This window comes from Tenacibaculum tangerinum (assembly GCF_029853675.1).
Classification (GTDB): domain Bacteria; phylum Bacteroidota; class Bacteroidia; order Flavobacteriales; family Flavobacteriaceae; genus Polaribacter; species Polaribacter tangerinum_A.
In genome coordinates this window covers 1,337,549-1,355,622 of record NZ_CP122539.1, presented here as the reverse complement: position 1 = coordinate 1,355,622, position 18,074 = coordinate 1,337,549, and the positions used below count along the sequence as shown (strand labels likewise).

Genomic DNA, 18,074 nt, shown 5'->3' with positions numbered 1-18,074 from the left:
TTAAGCATTTAAAAAGTCTTTTAATTCTTGATACGAATTGATTTGAATCGCTTCTTTTTGTTTGTCGATCACCGATACTATTTGTGGTGGAATTTCAACAGAGACATTTAAAACCTCTTCCACAACATCTAAAAACTTAACAGGATGTGCAGTTTCTAAGAAAATTCCGAATTCATTTTGCAAACCGTATTCTTTCAATCCTAAATAGCCAACAGCGCCATGCGGATCGGCAATATAAGTAGCATTGGTATAGATGTTTTTCATGGCTGTACGGGTTTCTTCATCAGAAAAAGAAAAAGAAGAAAAAGCTGCTTTTAAAAGCTTTATATCGTTATTGAATAATTCTTGAATTCTAATAAAATTACTCGGATTCCCCACGTCCATCGCATTCGAAATGGTTGCTTTAGAGGGTTTAGGGGTGTATTTTCCGCTTTGTAAAAACGCTGGCACAGTATCATTGATATTGGTGGAGGCGATAAAATGTTTAATAGGCAAGCCTAATTTTTGCGCCATAATTCCTGCACAGATATTTCCGAAATTTCCACTCGGTACAGAAAAAACGACTTCTTTATGTTGTTTATACACTTGTTTATAAGCAAAGAAAAAATAAAACATTTGCGGTAACCAACGTGCAATATTGATGGAGTTTGCAGAGGTTAAGGTACGCTGGATATCTGCATCTAAAAAAGCCGTTTTTACCATGTCTTGACAATCGTCAAAAACACCGTCGACTTCCAAAGCAGTAATATTTTGTCCTAAGGTTGTGAGTTGTTTTTCTTGAATATCACTTACTTTTCCGCTAGGGTAGAGGATGACTACATCAACCCCTTTAACCCCTAAAAAGCCATTGGCTACGGCACCTCCTGTATCTCCAGAAGTAGCTACCAACACGGTAACTTGTTGGTCTTTATCAAGATTGAAATATCCCAAGCAACGCGCCATAAAACGAGCTCCTACATCTTTAAAAGCCATGGTGGGCCCGTGAAATAATTCTAGTGTGCCAATGTTTTCTTCGATAGCTACCACAGGAAATTCAAAATTGATGGTTTCTTTGATGATTTCTTGTAAAACTTCCTTCGGAATTTCATCACCCACAAATTGTTTTATGGCTTGGTAAGCGATTTCTTCATTAGAATATTCACCAATGTTATCAATAAATTCTTTAGGTAATGGCGTAACGTTTTCTGGGAAATACAATCCTCTATCAGGAGCTAATCCGTTTACTACTGCTTCTTCAAAGCTTACATTGGGTGATTTATGATTGAGACTATAATAGTTCATAATTTCGTGTTTAGTGTTGTTCTAAAATTTTAATTCCTTCTGTATTGATGTTAGAAAGAATCATGTTAAAATCAATTTGTTTGTCTTGATAGGTTTCCTGAATGATTTTATAAACCTTTTCAGCAGTTTCATCGCCTTTACAGAGGGTGAAAATTGTTGGACCAGAACCTGAAATTCCAGCGCCTAATGCTCCTGCTTTCATCGCTTGTTGCTTTACTTCATCAAAATATGGAATTAGATGTTTGCGAGCAGGTTCTACAATAATATCGGTTAATGAATCGGCTATTAACTGATAATCACTGGTATGCAATCCGCTAATTAATCCGCCCACATTAGCCCATTGTGTAACCGCATCTTTTAACGGAACTTCTTTTGGCAATACGGCTCTGGCATCTTTGGTTTTTACTTCTACTTGGGGGTGAATAGCCACAACTCTCAAATCGGCAGGTACAGGGATTTTTACAATGCTTAAAGGTTCGTAACTGCGCACCAATGTGAATCCGCCATAAATAGCCGCAGAAACATTGTCGGCAATAGGACTTCCGCAAGTGGCTTCTTCTCCTAACATGGCAAACTGCGTTAATTCAAGAGGGGAGAAGACATTACCTAGTAGTTGATTTACGCCAAAAGCGGCACCGGCAGCACTGGCAGCACTACTTCCTAAACCACTTCCAGGCGTGTATCCTTTATGAATGGTAATGTCGATGCCAAAATTAACAGGATGCTTTTCTAACATAGCGAGTGCAACTACGCCCGCAGCATTTACTTTTGGGTCTGTTGGTAAATCTGCCCCTGTTATTTGGGTGATTTTTACACCTCTTGTATCGGTTTTGGTAAAAGTCATGGTATCACCAACAGTTTCGAGTGCCAATCCTAAAGCATCAAATCCGCAGGAAACATTGGCAACCGTTGCAGGTGAAAATAGTTGTATATAGTTCATTTTTTTACAATTAAAAACAAGTCGGTAGCACCGTGTTCTTGATATGGTTTGGTGTAACTTTCTAAAATTTTGAATTCTTGTGCTTCTGAAGCTTCAATCAAATACTTTGGTTCATCATAGTGTGTAAACATTGCGCTTTGTTTGTATATTGTTTTGATAGTGATGTTTTATACACTATTGATTTCCTATTCGTATTACATCGGCAAAAATACCAGAAGCAGTAACGTCTGCACCCGCACCAGCTCCTTTTATTTGTAGTGGATTTACAGGGTATCTATCTGTAAAAAACAATACGATATTGTCGCTTCCTTCTAAATTATAAAACGGATGGTCAAACGGAATGTGTTGTAAACCCACACTTGCTTTTCCGTCATTGAATTCAGCAACATATTTTAAACGACAATTGTTGTCAGCAGCTTCTTTGTATAGTTGTTGAAAATGATTTTCAAACTCAATTAAAGAAGTATAAAAATCAGCATTATTAGTGGTTTCTAAGCTCTTTTTGGGTAAAAAAGCATTATTTTCAATATTAGACAGTTCCAACTCATAGCCACTTTCACGGGCAAGAATTAATATTTTTCGTGCAACATCTACACCACTTAAATCAATTTTAGGGTCAGGTTCTGTGTATCCTTCTTCTTGTGCTTGTTGTACTACATCGTGAAATGAGGTACTTTCGTTAAAATTATTGAATACAAAGTTTAAAGACCCAGACAATACGGCTTGTATTTTATGTACTCGATCGCCAGAAGCAATTAAATTTTTAAGCGTATCAATAATAGGTAAACCAGCACCCACGTTGGTTTCAAACAAGAAAGGAGCACTGTATTTTCGTGAAATGTACTTTAATTTTTTGTAATTCTCTAATTCAGAAGCACAAGCTATTTTATTACAAGTAACCACCCCTATATTGTTGGTTAAATAGTGTTCGTATACTTCAGAAACTTTCTGATTTGCTGTGTTGTCAATAAAAACGGAATTACGTAGGTTTAAAGCTTTTGTTCTTTGGAAAAAATGCTCTAAAGAACTGGCTTCACCGTCTTGCAATTGTTCTTTCCACGATTTTAAACTGATGCCTTTTTCATCAAAAATCATTTGCTTAGAATTAGAAATTGCGACAACGCGTATATTTAGTTTTAAGTGTTCTTTTAAGTATTTTTTCTGTTGGTGTATTTGCGCTAAAAAGCGTTCTCCCACGTTTCCTACACCCGTAACAAATAAGTTTACTTGTTTTACTTTTTCTTCAAAAAATTGCTCATGTAGCGTGTTTAATGCTTTTTTGGCGTCTGAACTATTAATGACGGCTGAAATGTTTTTTTCTGAAGCACCTTGGGCAATGGCACGAATATTTACATTGTTTTTACCTAAAGAGCTAAACATTTGTCCGCTTAAACCTTGGTGATTTCTCATGTTATCGCCCACCAAAGCAATAATTGCTAGGCCTTGTTCTACACGAATAGGGTCTATTTTATGACGTTCTATTTCAAAAGCGAAAGCTTCGTTAATTTTTAAGGCTGCTTTTTCGGCATCTTCATCATAAATTCCTACACAAATAGAATGTTCAGAAGAGGCTTGTGTAATAAGTACGACATTGATATTGTGTGCAGATAGGGTTTCAAACAAACGTTTTGAAATGCCAGAAACACCAATCATACCACTTCCTTCTAGAGTAAGTAAGGTAATATTCTCGATATGAGAAATTCCTTTCACTGGCTTTCCGTTTTCAGTAATTTTAGAAATGACTGTCCCAGCATTTTCGGGTTCAAAAGTGTTTTTTATACGGATGGGAATTTCTTTGTGTAATACCGGTTGAATGGTAGGAGGATAGATGACCTTTGCCCCAAAATGCGACAATTCCATGGCTTCTTGATACGAAATATGTGAAACAGGAAATGCCTGTTTTACTAAGTGCGGATTTGCAGTATACATACCACTAACGTCGGTCCAGATTTGTAATTCATCGGCATTTACGGCGGCGGCATAAATAGCGGCAGAATAATCGGAACCTCCACGTCCTAAGGTCGTTGGTTCCCCTTCTTTGGTACGAGCAATAAAACCGGGTAAAATGGTTACTTGCTGTTGGTTATGGGTAAAAAAGGCATTGCAATTAGCATTTGTGAGCGCAAAATCTACCTGAGCTTTATCGAACGTATTGGAGGTGATAATTAATTCTCTACTGTCTTTGTACACTGCGTCTACTTCTTTATTGGCAATATTAGCAATGATGTACGAAGATAGCAACTCTCCAAACCCACTGATGGTAGCAAGTGCTTTTGGGGTAATTTCCTTTAATAAATAGCAGCCTTCTAACAAGGTTCTTAGTTGTTTAAAAAGAGAGTTTATATGATTTTTAACTTCTTCTTGCTGATTTTTAGAAACTAGCGTTTCAATTACTTCACTATGTAGTAATTCAACTTCTTTATAGCCATCGAGGTAATTGGCATTGTTCTGAGCAGCTTGTTCAGCGGCCTCGATGAGCTTATTGGTTGTTTTTCCGAAGGCAGAAACCACGACAATAAGTTGGTTTTTTGCGGCTTCATTGGCAATAATTTGTACTACTTTTTCGATGTTTTGGCTGTTTGCTACTGAGGAACCCCCGAATTTTAAAACGTTCATTTTAAAAAGAATAATAAGTTATAATAAGATTTTTAGTGCTTTTTATCTGTTTTCAAGTCTTTTGAAAAAATAAATATAAACGGAAATGATATGTAGAAAAATAACCCCTAAAGGGTTGTAATACGAATGATGGTAATGCCAACAAAAGAAGCTGTCATAGATACAGCTGGAATGGAAATGATATTTCTTTTATTGTTACGCATTGACGCAAATGTATATATTATTTTTAAAAAACAACCATAGTTCTTGTTTTTTTTCTAAGAAAACGATTGATATGTTGTATATATGTGTGTTTGCAATAAATTATTTCAGGTTAATAACTCTTATGACGGTTTGTTAAAAAACAGTATTTTTATTAAAAATATAAGTACTAAAAATTTATTTGAAGTATCTTTATACTTCTAAACAGTTGGTATAACAGTACGAAAAGTGTTTATATAAACAAGTTGGCAAACATTTAAGAAAAACTGCATCATAAGAAAATGAAGAACTATTTAATAATCGTTTCAATCATCTTTTTCTGTAATCTGAATTACGGACAAGTTGCAGTTATAAAAGATGTTGATGGATTTACTAACGTTCGAAAACTTCCTAAAATTGACTCTGAAGTCATTTATAAACTCAAAGATTCTGAAGTATTTAGTTATCAAGAAAACGAAACAGAATCGGATTGGATAACTGTCTATATTTCAAAAAACAAATATCAAATGGAATGCGGAGAAGATGATACTTTTAAGGGTTATATTCATAAAAGTCGTTTATGCCCAATTGAGGATTTGAATAAATACAACGGAACTGAATTTTTATTTGAGTATAAGTTAAACGAATTTAGTTTGGAAAATAAGATATCTGATTTTGACGGAAAGTGGCTGACTAAAATTAACGGACGCAGAATTTACGGAACTGACGGAAATATTCCTAAAACAGAAGTTGTCGGAATTGAAACCTCAATAAATGGAAAATCGATTGAGATTCCGAGTATTCTTTACGAGGATATTTTTGAATGTGACGATGTAATTGAAATCAATAAAAACAAGGATGATTATATTGTTCATCAATGGAATAGTGATGGTGCTGGTGCATATTTAATTGTTTGGGTTTTAGGAAACAAGAAATTAAAACAACGACTGATATTAATACCATAAAAAAAACGATTTGCCAACAATGGCTATAAGTAATTGCTTCTTCTCGCCTACTTCTGAAAATCTTCGAGGATTTTCAGTTTGGTTCGTACTTGCAAAGTTAAGTGCTAACCCACGCAACTACTCATAGCCTGGACGTTGTGCATAATTATGAAAAAACTATGAGAATAACAATTTTAGCTCTGATATTGATTTCAAATATTGGAATTTCACAAAATAATCTGACTGAATTAAAATTTGACACCAAGTATTTTAATGCAGTTGACAAATGGGTTGCTTTTCCCAAAAAAGACACAGATTCGACTTACGCTTATGGATTCATTTATTTGGATAATCAAGCAGGTTTTACCTTTAATTACGAAACTAAATTTCAAATAAAAGAGCAAAAGCTAATTAATATAAAAAGAGATTCAACTGTTGGATTTATGAAATATCGACTTGAACCAAATACAAGTTTAGTTTCTGTTTTGACCGAAAACCAAATTTCTGCTCTGAATTTAACTAAAGAACCTGAATGGTTATCGATTTACAAAGAAGGTTCCGACCAAGTGGATTATTTAAAACAAGAGGGTTATCATTACAACCACGTTGGTGCTTGTGAACAAGCTCTAAAACCTTTATTAAAGGCTTATGAAATTCAGCCTCATTTTGATGGACTTGAATTTGAGTTAGCTTATGCCTACAATCACTTAGGACAATTTGAAAAAGCCATACTGATTTTGAAAAAAGCAATTGAGAACAATCCTAAAAACTATTACTTTTTCAGAGAATTAGGCTATTCTTATTTAGGCTTAAATAAAGTAGAAGATGCCGAAAAAACATATCGAAAAGGAATTAAAAAATCTGACAACGACTTTGAGAAAAGTGAAATGTCAGTTAATATGGCTCAAGCCTATTTCAAACTAAAGAATAAAAAGAAATTTGATGAATGGGCTGAATTAACTAGAAAATACTCAACTAAAGACAAAAGATATTTACAATATATCGAACAATTTGAACAGAACTGGAATAAAAAATAACTATGCACAACAATGGCTATAAGTAATTGCTTGAGTACGGTAAGTGCCAATCGGAATATTCGGAGAATATTCCTCACTTTGGGCATTTTTGCTAACTTTCGTACTTTTAGCAACTACCCATAGCCGAGACGTTGTGGGTAATTTAAAAAAATGAAAAAGGAAAGAAAACAGAAACTATACGAAGAGCAGAACGGAAAATGCTTTTTCTGCGACAGAGAATTTCCAATAGAGGTTTTCACCTTTGATCATTTACTTCCTCGTTCACTTTCGGGAGATGATTCTGCTAACAATCTTGTTCTTAGTTGCGCGGAATGTAACGCAAGACGAGGAAATAAAATGCCGTTTCGTGAAATCGAATTAATCTACTTTCTCACGCAATTATTAGACAAGCATCCAGATTATCGAAATATTTCTCAAGAAGCTCTTCTTTCAAAAGATGTACGTTACAGAGCGGATATTATTGCAGAACATAAAGAAAACGGAAAGTGGAGAAAAGTGTTGATTGAACTTAAGTCTACTCCAACGTTTACATCACGAAGACTTGAAGAAGTGGTTCATCAACTTAACAATTACAAATCAGTTCTAAAAGAAGATGTGAAATTGGTTCTTTCCTTTCCGGGGATACTTTCTCAATCAGATAATGAATACTTAAAGAAGTCAAAAATTGAGGTTTGGGACAGAGATTTCATTACTCAGACATTTAAAAATGAAATCGAGCAAATAGAAGACAAACTTTTTCTAAAGCTATTCTCATTTTCAATTGTTAAATCCAAAGTTCATGACACACTAATTGCTGACCTTAAACTAATTCCTCCTGGACGAGCTGACTGGTCGAAATATCAAAAGCACGTTGAAAAAGTGCTCTCATATTTATTCAGTGACGTTTTATCTGACCCGATAACGGAATTATCAGATAAATACGGTATCAATAGAAGAGACTTCATTTTAAGGAATTACTGTGAAACAGGGTTTTGGAAATATCTGCGAGAAAAATACCAAGCTGACTTTATTGTAATAGATGCAAAGAATTACACAGGAAAAATAAAGAAAAACCAAATCCTACAATTGTCCAACTACCTAAAGACACATGGTACAGGACTATTTGCGATAATAATTTCACGAAACGGAGAAGAAGATAAAGGCTCATATTTTACACGAAGGGAAGTCTGGGCAACCGAACGTAAAATGATAATTATTCTTGATGATAATGATTTGGAAAAAATGGTTTTAGCTAAAGCTTCTTCAAATCAACCAGAAGAAATCATCATCCAAAAAATTGAAGGATTTAGATTAGAAATGTAAAAAAAACTACCCACAACAGCACCTAAGAAAAAATGGAGCGGACAGTGGTATCCGCAAGTTTCGTTCTTCGTAGCAACTTATCGTTTCGGTGGATAGGTTATCGATCCGAAATGCCCAACGTTTCTTAGCTGCAAAACGTTGTGGTTAATTATGCCCCGTCCTGAATAAAGCCTACATAATTTTAAAGATTAAGTGTAAAAACGACAAAGTAATCAGACGGTATTGAGAGCCCTTTCAACTGAAAATTGAATCTCAATAATATATTTATTAGTGTAGCTCAGGCAAAAAAGCAGCAAAAAGTGCCGTGAATCTATACAACCAAATAAGATAACCTGTATCTTTAGACTATAAAACACCGAATATGGTTTGTTTAACATCAGTGTAAAATGAATTTTTAATCTGTAGCCATATTTCAGGACTAGATAGTTAGAGAGACAATAATATTAGAGCTAATTATGGCACTAAAAGAAGTAAAAAAAGAGTTAAACCAAATGGATAAAGCTGAAATTATTAAACTGATTTCAGAGATGTATAAAAAAATTCCTGACGCAAAAAATTACTTAGACATTTTCGCAACGGGAGAGATAAAGCAACTGACAGAAAGATACAAAAGGGAAATTGAAAGGTATATATATCCAAGTGGGAGAAATATGGTTTTACGAGAAACCGAAGCGCGAAAAATAATTCGCTCAGTTCGTAAAATGAGAATAACAGAACTTAATGTAGAATTGGAATTGCACTATGTAAGTTGTTGTTTAGAAGTCATTGAAGATTTCGGGTATTGGGATGAGAACTATTATGTAACATTGGAAAAGATGTTTAGCAATGCGATGAATGGAATTTATGAATTAGGAATTGAAGAAAAATATAAAGAACGAATTGAAATATTATCTGATAAAGCACGTGAATACGGAATTGAACTTGAATAGTAACCAAATAAGATAACCTGTATCTTTAGACTATAAAACACCGAATATGATATATTTAGGGATCGTAAAATCTCCCAAAGTTTCGGGATTAGCCTGTCTCCATATTTTAGGACAATACATTAAAACCAATCAACATGAAAAGAATATCCATCGTTTTTATAGTAATACTCATTTGTTTTCAATCATACGGACAAAAACCAAGAGCACGAGATTTAGGTGTTCCTTTTGTTGGTGAGCCTGGAGAATTTAATGCAATTACAGATGTTAAAGGAGTTGAAGTAGGTTATAGCACTATTATTTCTGGAGAAGGAGAAAATATTATCGGGAAAGGACCTGTAAGAACGGGAGTTACTGCAATATTTCCGAGAGGAAAGCATAAAAAATTTAGTCCAGTTTATGCTAATTGGTATAGCCTTAATGGAAATGGGGAAATGACGGGCACCACTTGGGTTACCGAATCAGGATTTTTAGAAACACCGATTATGATAACGAATACCAATAGTGTTGGAGTTGTTAGAGATGCAGTATTGAAGTGGTATGTGGCTACGGATTGGTATCGCGGAGAAGACTGGTGGTATACGTATCCAGTAGTGGCGGAAACTTATGATGGTTTCCTCAATGATATCTATGGTTTTCACGTAAAAGAAGAAAATGTATTGGAGGCCATAAAAAATGCATCGACTGGAAAGATTGCTGAAGGCAATGTTGGTGGAGGAACTGGTATGATGTGCTTAGGTTTTAAAGGAGGAACAGGAACTTCTTCGAGAGTTTTTAAAATTAAGGACTCAACTTATACTGTCGGAGCAATTGTTCAATCCAATTTTGGAGCTAAAAGAAATTTATCAATTGCAGGTGTTCCCGTGGGAATTGAATTAAAAGACACCTTAAATTATAAGTTTAATGCGCCACCAAAATCAAGGAGACAAGAAGGTGATGGTTCCATTATAGTAATAATCGCTACAGATATCCCTCTTTTGCCTCATCAACTAAAAAGAATTGCTCAAAGAATTCCATTAGGAGTAGGAATTGTAGGTGGACGAGGAAGCAATGGCTCTGGAGATATCTTTTTAGCTTTCTCTACTGCAAATGAAAATGCATTTAATCGAGATGAAACTACTGCCGTTGAATCAATACCTAATGACCAACTAATGCCAGTATTTGAAGCAACAGTTCAAGTAGTTGAGGAAGCAATTATCAATGCAATGGTGGCAGCTGAAACTATGGAAGGAATTAACGGAAACAAAGCCTATGCTTTACCACACGACTTACTAATAAAAATCTTGAAAAAGTACAATCGACTGAATGAATAATGTGACTTCTCGATTCAATAATTTTACATGAAGATACAATAGACCTAAATGCGAAATAATAAACCATTAAATCGTATAAAATAAAAATTATCTATAAGATTAAATTTTACTCAATACACTTTTTGTTACGGTATATTCAAATATTTATGCGTTTGTAAGGAAATTTTCCATTTAGGATGTTGCATTACATACTCAATAATTAACGGAGTCATTTTTTCTTTCTTACTCCATTCAGGTTGTAAAAATAACATACAGTCCTTACCAACCTTAGCAGCCTGCTCTTCGGCAAACTGAAAATCACTTTTATTATGAATAATCATTTTCAGTTCATCCGCTTCTTCATAGGCACGTTCTAAAGGCAATTTTGTTTTTTTAGGCGATAAGCAAAACCAATCCCAAACCCCAGAAAAATCATAAGCTCCAGAAGTTTCAATATGTGTTTTTATTCCTTTTTCTTGCAGTTGATTTGTAATATAATCCAAGCTCCACATCAAAGGTTCACCACCAGTAATCACTACCGTTTTAGCATATTTTTCTGCATTATTAACAATAAGGTCGGTTTTTGTTGGTGGGTGCAGCTTCGCATCCCAACTTTCCTTTACATCACACCAATGGCACCCTACATCGCAACCACCAATACGAATAAAATAAGCAGCAGTACCCGTATGTGCTCCCTCTCCTTGAATCGTATAAAATTCTTCCATTAACGGAAGCATTTCTCCTCTATCAATTAACTCCTGTACTTCTTTTTTCAACATAAGGCTGCAAAGATAGGCAACATTCAAAATTAATGAATGATTTTTGTTACTTTTACGTGTTTTTATCACAAAAAAGGTCAAAAATAATGAGTAAAACTTCAGCGTTTTTCAACTATATCACAGAAGGCTATGCCACCAAAGGAGATTTTATTACCCTAGGAGCAGGAATGTTAGGAGAAGAAACAGTTACCAATGCCTTGGTAAAGATTCCCTTAAAAACCTTAAACCGTCACGGATTAATAGCAGGAGCAACAGGAACGGGTAAAACAAAAACCTTGCAGGTACTGGCAGAAAACATGTCTGAAAAAGGAATTCCTGTATTGTTAATGGATGTAAAAGGTGACTTGAGTGGATTGGCACAACCGAGTCCGGGGCATCCGAAGATTGACGAACGTCACGAAAAAATCGGAATCCCATTTGCACCAACAAAATTTCCTATAGAAATCTTATCCATTTCAGAACAAGACGGCGTGCGTTTGCGTGCTACTGTGTCTGAATTTGGTCCGGTATTGCTATCGCGTATTTTAGATTTAACCGAAACTCAATCAGGAATTGTGGCGATTATTTTTAAATATTGTGATGATAATAAGTTACCCTTACTAGATTTAAAAGACTTCAAGAAAATTCTTCAATATGTAACCAATGAAGGTAAAGAGGAGGTTCAAGAAGAATACGGACGCATTTCTACGGCTAGTACAGGAGCCATTCTTAGAAAAATTGTGGAAATAGAACAACAAGGAGGCGATTTATTTTTCGGAGAAAAATCATTTGAGGTGGACGATTTAACTCGTGTTGATGAAAACGGAAGAGGGGTTATTTCTGTATTGCGCTTAACAGATATTCAAGACCGACCCAAATTGTTTTCAACCTTTATGTTGCAGTTGTTAGCTGAGGTATACGAAACTTTTCCAGAGCAGGGAGATAGTGGTCGACCAGAGTTGGTGATTTTTATTGATGAGGCTCATTTAGTATTTGACGAAGCTTCAAAAGCACTATTAAGTCAGATAGAAAGTATCGTAAAACTCATCCGATCGAAAGGAATCGGTTTGTACTTTGTTACACAAAATCCGAAGGATGTTCCAGAAGATGTGTTAGCACAATTAGGAATGAAAATTCAACATGCCTTACGTGCTTTTACCGCAAAAGATAGAAAAGCCATTAAATTGGCTGCCGAAAATTATCCAGACTCTGAATATTACGATACCAAAGAAGTGTTAACACAATTAGGTATCGGAGAAGCTTTAGTTTCTGTATTAAACGAAAAAGGGATTCCCACGCCGTTAGCACGAACCATGTTACGTGCGCCCATGAGTAGAATGGACGTGTTAACAGAGAAAGAAATTAAACAAGTTTTAGACAATTCGAGGTTGATACCGAAATACAACGAAGCTATTGATAGAGAGAGCGCTTATGAAATGCTGAACGAGAAGATTGAAAAAATTAACGAAGAGAAAACCGAAGAAGCACGTAAAAAAGAAAAAACAGCAGAAGTTCTTCAACACGCAGTAGAAGCACACGTATGAACCCAATAGTAAAGGTATTAACTAGTGCCACTTTTATAAGAGCTGCTTTTGGAATTTTGAAAAAAGTAATGAGATAACAAATACAAGAAATAAACGTTTTAAATATAAAAGAAAACCAATGAGAACATTAATGAAACCTTTAGTTATTGCCATAATATCCGTACTATTTATCCAATGTGGTAAGAGTGAATTTGACGTAGCTAAAGGAAAAGTAGGAAAGCTAACGACCAAAACAACGGTGAACCAAATAGAAAACGTATTTAAGCAAGATTCAGTAGTAAAAGTATTAAGTGAAGGAGCTAAAGGAAACAACCTTTTTCAAGAAGATGATAAATACATGGTTTATGAAAAAGGAGGAAAGCATTTGCTAACCATTACTCCTAAAGAGCAGTTAGACTCTACTTCAACGATTAAAAGTATTGAAATTTTTGACGAGCGTTTTAAAACAGAATCAGGAATTAACATACAATCTACCTTTCAAGAAATTAATGCGAATATGAAAATTAACAAGGTAGAATCGTCATTTTCGTCGGCAACCTTGTTTATTGATGATTTGAACGCTACCATTACGATTGATAATGAAGATTTAGGTCTTAAAGACTTCAGCACTCAAAAAGTAACCGTAGAACAAATTCCAGATTTAGCCAAAATCAAATCATTTACCATTTGGTTTAACTAAAATATACGAAGCCGAAACGATTGTTTCGGCTTTTTTAATCGCAGGTCTATCGCTAAAGATTAAATTTTTATAAGCGTGCCTCGAAGTTCTAAATAATTTTATGAAATACCCAGTATGCTTGCATCGGGGTAGTTTAGTTAATTTTCTATGAAAACAAAATACACCATTCAAAAAAGTCCGTTTGTAGTACCCACTACTGACGGAAAATTAATTGAAGAGCATGTTGGCAATGCTACCGATGGAAACTCTAACATAAGTATAGCCCACATGATAGCACCCGCAGGGTGGAGTGAACCTTTTCAAACTCCTGAATTTGAAGAATACACCTACATTATCAAAGGAAAAAAGCAATTCAATATTGACGGTGACATTGTGGTCTTGGAAGCAGGACAATCGATTAAAATTGAGAAAAATGTTCGTGTTCAATATTCCAACCCATTTACCGAACCTTGTGAGTATTTAGCCATTTGCTTGCCTGCTTTTTCTATGGAATTGGTGCATCGGGAAGAAAAAGACTCTTAGTTTTTCTCTTTAGATTTTTTACCCTCTGAAATATTAAAACCGATATTAATACCTAACCCTAACCATGGTTTTTTATCGTGAATCCAGTTAGCATCTGAGTCTGAATTTGATAATAAATCCCAACCAACAAAAACTCCTGCATTTATTGCTGTATTAAATCTTAAAATGAGTCCTGTTGAGATGGAAAAAGCACTGGCGGTTCGCTCGTTATCTACACTGCTATTTTTAGAGTTGAGATTTATTTTGGCTAAACCAATACCAACATTCGGTTCTATAATCCATCGATCATCGATTTTTTTATTGATTCTATATTGTACACCTATGCTCATTCCTATATTTAGGTTTTGCTCAAAGTCAAAATTGTTAAATCTTAACTTGAAAGGAACAGAGTAAATACCAGCAGTAGCCCCTTTATACCAAGCATAGTATGGTGACGCCACTTTTATAAAATCTTCTTTCTTTATTTTATAATATTTTAAGGTATTAGCATCTTTATAATATATCATGTTAAAAGTGTTTGCCTCATTTTTTTGAGTTTCGTTTGGATTGGAAATTTTTCTCTTTCTATAATACTGAACAATTACAGAATCTCCTTTGTTCTCAAGTACATTCACTATACTTCCTGCTTCGTGAATTGTAGTTTGGTTATTGATGGGCTTACCATAAAAATTAGTTTCTTCATTGGTTTGAAAAGAGGAAGTAAAAATATAGTTACCTAAGACAACTTTTGCTTCTTCACTTTCTTGAGCGGATATAGAGATAGAAACTATAAACAATAGATATATTTTAAATAAATGTCTCATAATTTAAAAGTTTTTCGGTTATTGATTACTTCAAAATTAGGATGAAAAAGAAGGCAATAGCTTCCCTACGAATAGGTAATTTTATAAGGAATTCTTTTAATTAGCCTCAACACTATGAGATACGAGTATACCTGAGATTCAGCGGAGCTAAATCTTACATTCGTACATTAACTACTTACAATAATGTTTCTAACTCTAGGGGGTGAGATTCCTCTCTAGCTTTCTAATACTCGACAACTTAATTGCATGATGTTCATTGAGCGTAGTCGAAATGAGCGAAAGACGTAATTGCGAGTGGTAACGATGCCATCTTTATATGTATAGTTATAAATAAACAGATTACTTCAGTCGTTCCTTCTTTGTAATGACGGTAGCGAGGAGAGGTGATTCCGAAAATCGTCATTGCGATTGGTAACGAAGCAATCTTTATATGTATAGTTAGAAATAAACGGATTACTTCCGTCGTTCCTCCTTGGTAATGATGGTAGCGAGGAGTAGTGATTTCGAAAGTCGTTATTGCGAGTGTTAACTATGCCATCTTTATATGTATAGTTAGAAATAAACAGATTACTTCCGTCGTTTCTCCTTGGTAATGACGGTAGCAAGGAGTGATTATTGCGAAAATCGTCATTGCGAGTGGTAACGAAGCAATCTTTATATGTATAGTTAGAAATAAACAGATTACTTCCGTCGTTTTTCTTTAGTAATGACGGTAGCGAAGTGTGATAAATTTTATCATTGAGTATTTGTGACTCTAGATGATATCTATAACTTCTTTGTTTAAGATTCCTCTATAACGTTCGTAATAACAGTATCCAGTTGTTATTCAGCAAAACCAAGTGATGGCGAAGTGTGAGCGTACGCACTAAAAATCATATTTCTTTTCTACGGCATATTTCACCAGTTCATTACCGTTCGATAAATTCAATTTGCGAATCATGTTTTTTCGGTGGGTGTCTACCGTTGTTTTAGCAATAAATAAGGTGTCGGCAATTTCTTTAGAGGTATTTCCGTTGGCGATGAGTTGTAAGATTTCTTTTTCCCGATTCGATAAGATTACTTTTTCCGCCTTTCCTATAGTCACATTTTCATCTAGGTAATCATTCATAAAATTAAAAGCGACGTTAGGGTCGAAAAAAGTATCGCCATTGGCAACAGCTATAATGGCTTTCGATAGCATTTTAATACCAGAATTTTTTAACAAATAGCCAGAAGCGCCAGCATCTAACATTTGCTTAATTGCTTCGGGTTGGTCGAACATGGTTAAGGCCAAGACTTTTATATGCGGAAACTCCGATTTAATATGTTTCGTAGCTTGAATACCATCCATTTTAGGCATTCGAATATCGGTAATGACCAATTTGGGTTGTTTTAAACGGACGAGCTTTAGTAAGTCTTCTCCGTTATTTACGGTACCAATAATATTGATATCTTCATCATACTCAAAAAAAGAAGTAACGCCATCAATTAAAATTTGATGGTCTTCTGCCATGGCGATTGTTATCATAATACTACCAGTTTTATCAAAGATACTAAATGCGATAAGGAAATCTATACCTAACACTAGGTATTGTTTAGGTTATGGGAATATCCATAATGATGGTCGTTCCCTTCCCAAGGGTTGAGTCAATTTCTAAATTTCCGTTGAGGTGTGCAATTCTTTTTTCTATGGAACCGAGTCCTATACCATCTTCTAATCTTATTTCTTGTGGATCGAACCCATTTCCATTATCTTCTACAATGATATTTAAGTTGTGGTCGTACAAAGCAATATTGATAGTCGCTTCGGTAGCCTCAGCATGTTTGATGATATTGGTAACGAGTTCTTGAATAATTCGAAATACTGTAATTTCCATATTATTTTCTAGCCTTTTATCCAGTCCGAAGTCGTGCACATGAATGGTCATTTTATTGGCGTCCGAAATTTTTTCAGCCATCAGTTTCACAGCAGTTAGCAATCCTTTGTTGGCAAGCACACCTGCATTTTTAGCATGGGCTATATTTCGGACTTTCAAGTAAGTTTCGTCAATCAGTTTTTCGGTTTTTTCGTACAATTCTTCCTGATTAAAATGTTTCTTTTCTCGGTTGAGTTTTAAGTTTTCAAAGTGTAATTTTAACGTCGCTAATACACTCCCTATATTATCGTGCAAATCTTCGGCAATACGAATGCGTTCTTTTTCCTGACCGTCAATCATGGCATTAATGGTATTGATTTCTTGCTCTTTGAGTAAGGTCAGGTTTTTTTGTTGTTCCAATGCTTGTTGTTGCTCTGCCAACAAGCGTTTTTTACGAGCATTTTTTAGTGTTAATAAGCCGATAGTTCCCCCTAAAATTAAGAAAGCTAAGGTGCCGTAGAAAAGGTTACGGTTTTGTTTTATTTTTGATTCTATTTCAAGATTGTCTGCTCTTAATTTCTCATTATCGTATTTTTCTTTAATTCTTGAAATTTCAATATTTTGTTTACTATTATTTAAAAGTTCTTTTATGGAATCAAGTTTTATAAAGTAGTTATTAGCAAGTTTATATTGATTATTGGATTGATAGTTTAATGCCAAACGTTCATATAGCTTTTTTGATAAATTTTTGTTGTAACGTTTTGTGTTGGTGGTTTGTGCTTTTTTTAAGTATTCAATAGCTTTTTTGTATGACTTCTTTAGGTGAAAGTGTTCAGCTATATTCAAGTAAGCTGAAAATAGTTTATCATTAATCTTTAATTTTTCATATATTTCAATCGCTTTTCTATGATTGCCAAGATCAAGTATAGTGTCATATTCATTTTGTAATGCTCCTAAATTGGTATAAAAGTTAGCCTGAAATAACTCGTTTTTGATTAATTTTGATTGTTCTAATCCCTTTTTATAAAATTTATCAGCCTTTTTGAAATCTTTTTGGAAGTAATAGGAGGCAAAGTAAGCATTAGCAATAATTTGCTTGACTGTATCATTTGATTTAATAGCGTAATTATTATATTTGGTTAAGTATAGTAGTGGGTCTATGGGGTTATTTGATTGAGCATCAATCAAGGAGAAAATCTTTAAATTACACTCAGCTACACTATCTTTCATGTCTTTATTCTCATATATTTCAAGGGCTTTTATGAAATTTTTATACGCTAAATCTGCTTTGTTTTGATATGAGTAATTAATGCCCTCATTAAAAAAATAATTAGCAGATTCCTCTACTCTATTTTGAGAATAGATGTTAAACAAAAAAAGTGGGTTTGTACAAAAAAAAAGTATAAACCCTTTTA

At 34.5% G+C, this 18,074-nt stretch carries 15 protein-coding genes and 1 pseudogene; 8 read left to right on the top strand and 8 right to left on the bottom strand.

The window, feature by feature from the left end:
* From thrC to thrA, 4 genes are read right to left on the bottom strand one after another with little or no spacing between them, the layout of a single operon-like run.
* Positions 1-1,281 (bottom strand): threonine synthase, encoded by a 1,281-nt coding sequence (gene thrC / locus P8625_RS05730; RefSeq protein ID WP_279652521.1) that lies wholly within the window; start codon positions 1,279-1,281, stop codon positions 1-3.
* Positions 1,282-1,291: 10 nt separating this feature from the next.
* Positions 1,292-2,221: a homoserine kinase gene (locus tag P8625_RS05725; RefSeq protein ID WP_279652520.1), complete on the bottom strand. Its 930-nt coding sequence runs from the start codon at positions 2,219-2,221 to the stop codon at positions 1,292-1,294.
* Positions 2,218-2,352: a hypothetical protein gene (locus P8625_RS05720; RefSeq protein WP_279652519.1), complete on the bottom strand. Its 135-nt coding sequence runs from the start codon at positions 2,350-2,352 to the stop codon at positions 2,218-2,220. Before P8625_RS05720 ends, P8625_RS05725 begins: the two co-directional genes overlap by 4 nt.
* Before the next feature lie 43 nt (positions 2,353-2,395).
* Entirely contained in the window at positions 2,396-4,837 is a 2,442-nt protein-coding gene (gene thrA / locus P8625_RS05715; RefSeq protein WP_279652518.1) for a bifunctional aspartate kinase/homoserine dehydrogenase I, read from the bottom strand.
* 482 nt (positions 4,838-5,319) lie between these two features.
* On the opposite strand from thrA, the gene P8625_RS05710 reads away from it, so the two are divergent.
* From P8625_RS05710 to P8625_RS05690, 5 genes are all read left to right on the top strand, one after another.
* Positions 5,320-5,982 (top strand): hypothetical protein, encoded by a 663-nt coding sequence (locus tag P8625_RS05710; protein ID WP_279652517.1) that lies wholly within the window; start codon positions 5,320-5,322, stop codon positions 5,980-5,982.
* 158 nt (positions 5,983-6,140) lie between these two features.
* Complete coding sequence (locus tag P8625_RS05705) at positions 6,141-6,998, top strand: tetratricopeptide repeat protein (protein ID WP_279652516.1); 858 nt, start codon at positions 6,141-6,143, stop codon at positions 6,996-6,998.
* Positions 6,999-7,148: 150 nt separating this feature from the next.
* A complete protein-coding gene (locus P8625_RS05700) occupies positions 7,149-8,300 on the top strand; it encodes an HNH endonuclease (protein ID WP_279652515.1) in 1,152 nt (383 codons plus the stop codon).
* A 455-nt stretch (positions 8,301-8,755) separates the two neighbouring features.
* Positions 8,756-9,229 (top strand): DUF6155 family protein, encoded by a 474-nt coding sequence (locus P8625_RS05695; protein WP_279652514.1) that lies wholly within the window; start codon positions 8,756-8,758, stop codon positions 9,227-9,229.
* A gap of 134 nt (positions 9,230-9,363) precedes the next feature.
* Complete coding sequence (locus P8625_RS05690; RefSeq protein ID WP_279652513.1) at positions 9,364-10,539, top strand: DmpA family aminopeptidase; 1,176 nt, start codon at positions 9,364-9,366, stop codon at positions 10,537-10,539.
* 125 nt (positions 10,540-10,664) lie between these two features.
* Here P8625_RS05690 and P8625_RS05685 read toward each other — a convergent pair whose 3' ends face one another.
* The gene (locus P8625_RS05685) at positions 10,665-11,297 is read right to left on the bottom strand and encodes a 7-carboxy-7-deazaguanine synthase QueE (protein ID WP_279652512.1); all 633 of its coding nucleotides are present in this window, start codon (positions 11,295-11,297) and stop codon (positions 10,665-10,667) included.
* Between the two features lie 86 nt (positions 11,298-11,383).
* On the opposite strand from P8625_RS05685, the pseudogene P8625_RS05680 reads away from it, so the two are divergent.
* From P8625_RS05680 to P8625_RS05670, 3 genes and pseudogenes are all read left to right on the top strand, one after another.
* A pseudogene (locus P8625_RS05680) lies at positions 11,384-12,897 on the top strand (helicase HerA-like domain-containing protein).
* Positions 12,898-12,938: 41 nt separating this feature from the next.
* A complete protein-coding gene (locus P8625_RS05675) occupies positions 12,939-13,499 on the top strand; it encodes a hypothetical protein (RefSeq protein ID WP_279652511.1) in 561 nt (186 codons plus the stop codon).
* Between the two features lie 147 nt (positions 13,500-13,646).
* On the top strand, positions 13,647-14,021 hold the full coding sequence (locus P8625_RS05670) for a cupin domain-containing protein (protein ID WP_279652510.1): 375 nt from the start codon (positions 13,647-13,649) through the stop codon (positions 14,019-14,021).
* Here P8625_RS05670 and P8625_RS05665 read toward each other — a convergent pair.
* From P8625_RS05665 to P8625_RS05655, 3 genes are all read right to left on the bottom strand, one after another.
* On the bottom strand, positions 14,018-14,824 hold the full coding sequence (locus P8625_RS05665) for a hypothetical protein (RefSeq protein WP_279652509.1): 807 nt from the start codon (positions 14,822-14,824) through the stop codon (positions 14,018-14,020). The genes P8625_RS05670 and P8625_RS05665 overlap by 4 nt on opposite strands.
* Before the next feature lie 865 nt (positions 14,825-15,689).
* Positions 15,690-16,331 (bottom strand): response regulator transcription factor, encoded by a 642-nt coding sequence (locus P8625_RS05660; RefSeq protein ID WP_279652508.1) that lies wholly within the window; start codon positions 16,329-16,331, stop codon positions 15,690-15,692.
* Between the two features lie 67 nt (positions 16,332-16,398).
* Entirely contained in the window at positions 16,399-18,033 is a 1,635-nt protein-coding gene (locus P8625_RS05655) for a tetratricopeptide repeat-containing sensor histidine kinase (protein WP_279652507.1), read from the bottom strand.
* Positions 18,034-18,074: the final 41 nt, after the last annotated feature.

What these genes read in the sequence shown, in the direction of transcription:
- P8625_RS05700 (WP_279652515.1), top strand. Translation starts at nt 7,149, where the DNA reads ATGAAAAAGGAAAGAAAACAGAAACTATACGAAGAGCAGAACGGAAAA.
- thrA (WP_279652518.1), bottom strand. Translation starts at nt 4,837, where the DNA reads ATGAACGTTTTAAAATTCGGGGGTTCCTCAGTAGCAAACAGCCAAAAC.
- P8625_RS05665 (WP_279652509.1), bottom strand. Translation starts at nt 14,824, where the DNA reads ATGAGACATTTATTTAAAATATATCTATTGTTTATAGTTTCTATCTCT.
- P8625_RS05725 (WP_279652520.1), bottom strand. Translation starts at nt 2,221, where the DNA reads ATGAACTATATACAACTATTTTCACCTGCAACGGTTGCCAATGTTTCC.
- P8625_RS05705 (WP_279652516.1), top strand. Translation starts at nt 6,141, where the DNA reads ATGAGAATAACAATTTTAGCTCTGATATTGATTTCAAATATTGGAATT.
- P8625_RS05690 (WP_279652513.1), top strand. Translation starts at nt 9,364, where the DNA reads ATGAAAAGAATATCCATCGTTTTTATAGTAATACTCATTTGTTTTCAA.
- P8625_RS05720 (WP_279652519.1), bottom strand. Translation starts at nt 2,352, where the DNA reads ATGTTTACACACTATGATGAACCAAAGTATTTGATTGAAGCTTCAGAA.
- P8625_RS05660 (WP_279652508.1), bottom strand. Translation starts at nt 16,331, where the DNA reads ATGATAACAATCGCCATGGCAGAAGACCATCAAATTTTAATTGATGGC.
- P8625_RS05675 (WP_279652511.1), top strand. Translation starts at nt 12,939, where the DNA reads ATGAGAACATTAATGAAACCTTTAGTTATTGCCATAATATCCGTACTA.
- P8625_RS05685 (WP_279652512.1), bottom strand. Translation starts at nt 11,297, where the DNA reads ATGTTGAAAAAAGAAGTACAGGAGTTAATTGATAGAGGAGAAATGCTT.
- P8625_RS05710 (WP_279652517.1), top strand. Translation starts at nt 5,320, where the DNA reads ATGAAGAACTATTTAATAATCGTTTCAATCATCTTTTTCTGTAATCTG.
- P8625_RS05670 (WP_279652510.1), top strand. Translation starts at nt 13,647, where the DNA reads ATGAAAACAAAATACACCATTCAAAAAAGTCCGTTTGTAGTACCCACT.
- thrC (WP_279652521.1), bottom strand. Translation starts at nt 1,281, where the DNA reads ATGAACTATTATAGTCTCAATCATAAATCACCCAATGTAAGCTTTGAA.
- P8625_RS05695 (WP_279652514.1), top strand. Translation starts at nt 8,756, where the DNA reads ATGGCACTAAAAGAAGTAAAAAAAGAGTTAAACCAAATGGATAAAGCT.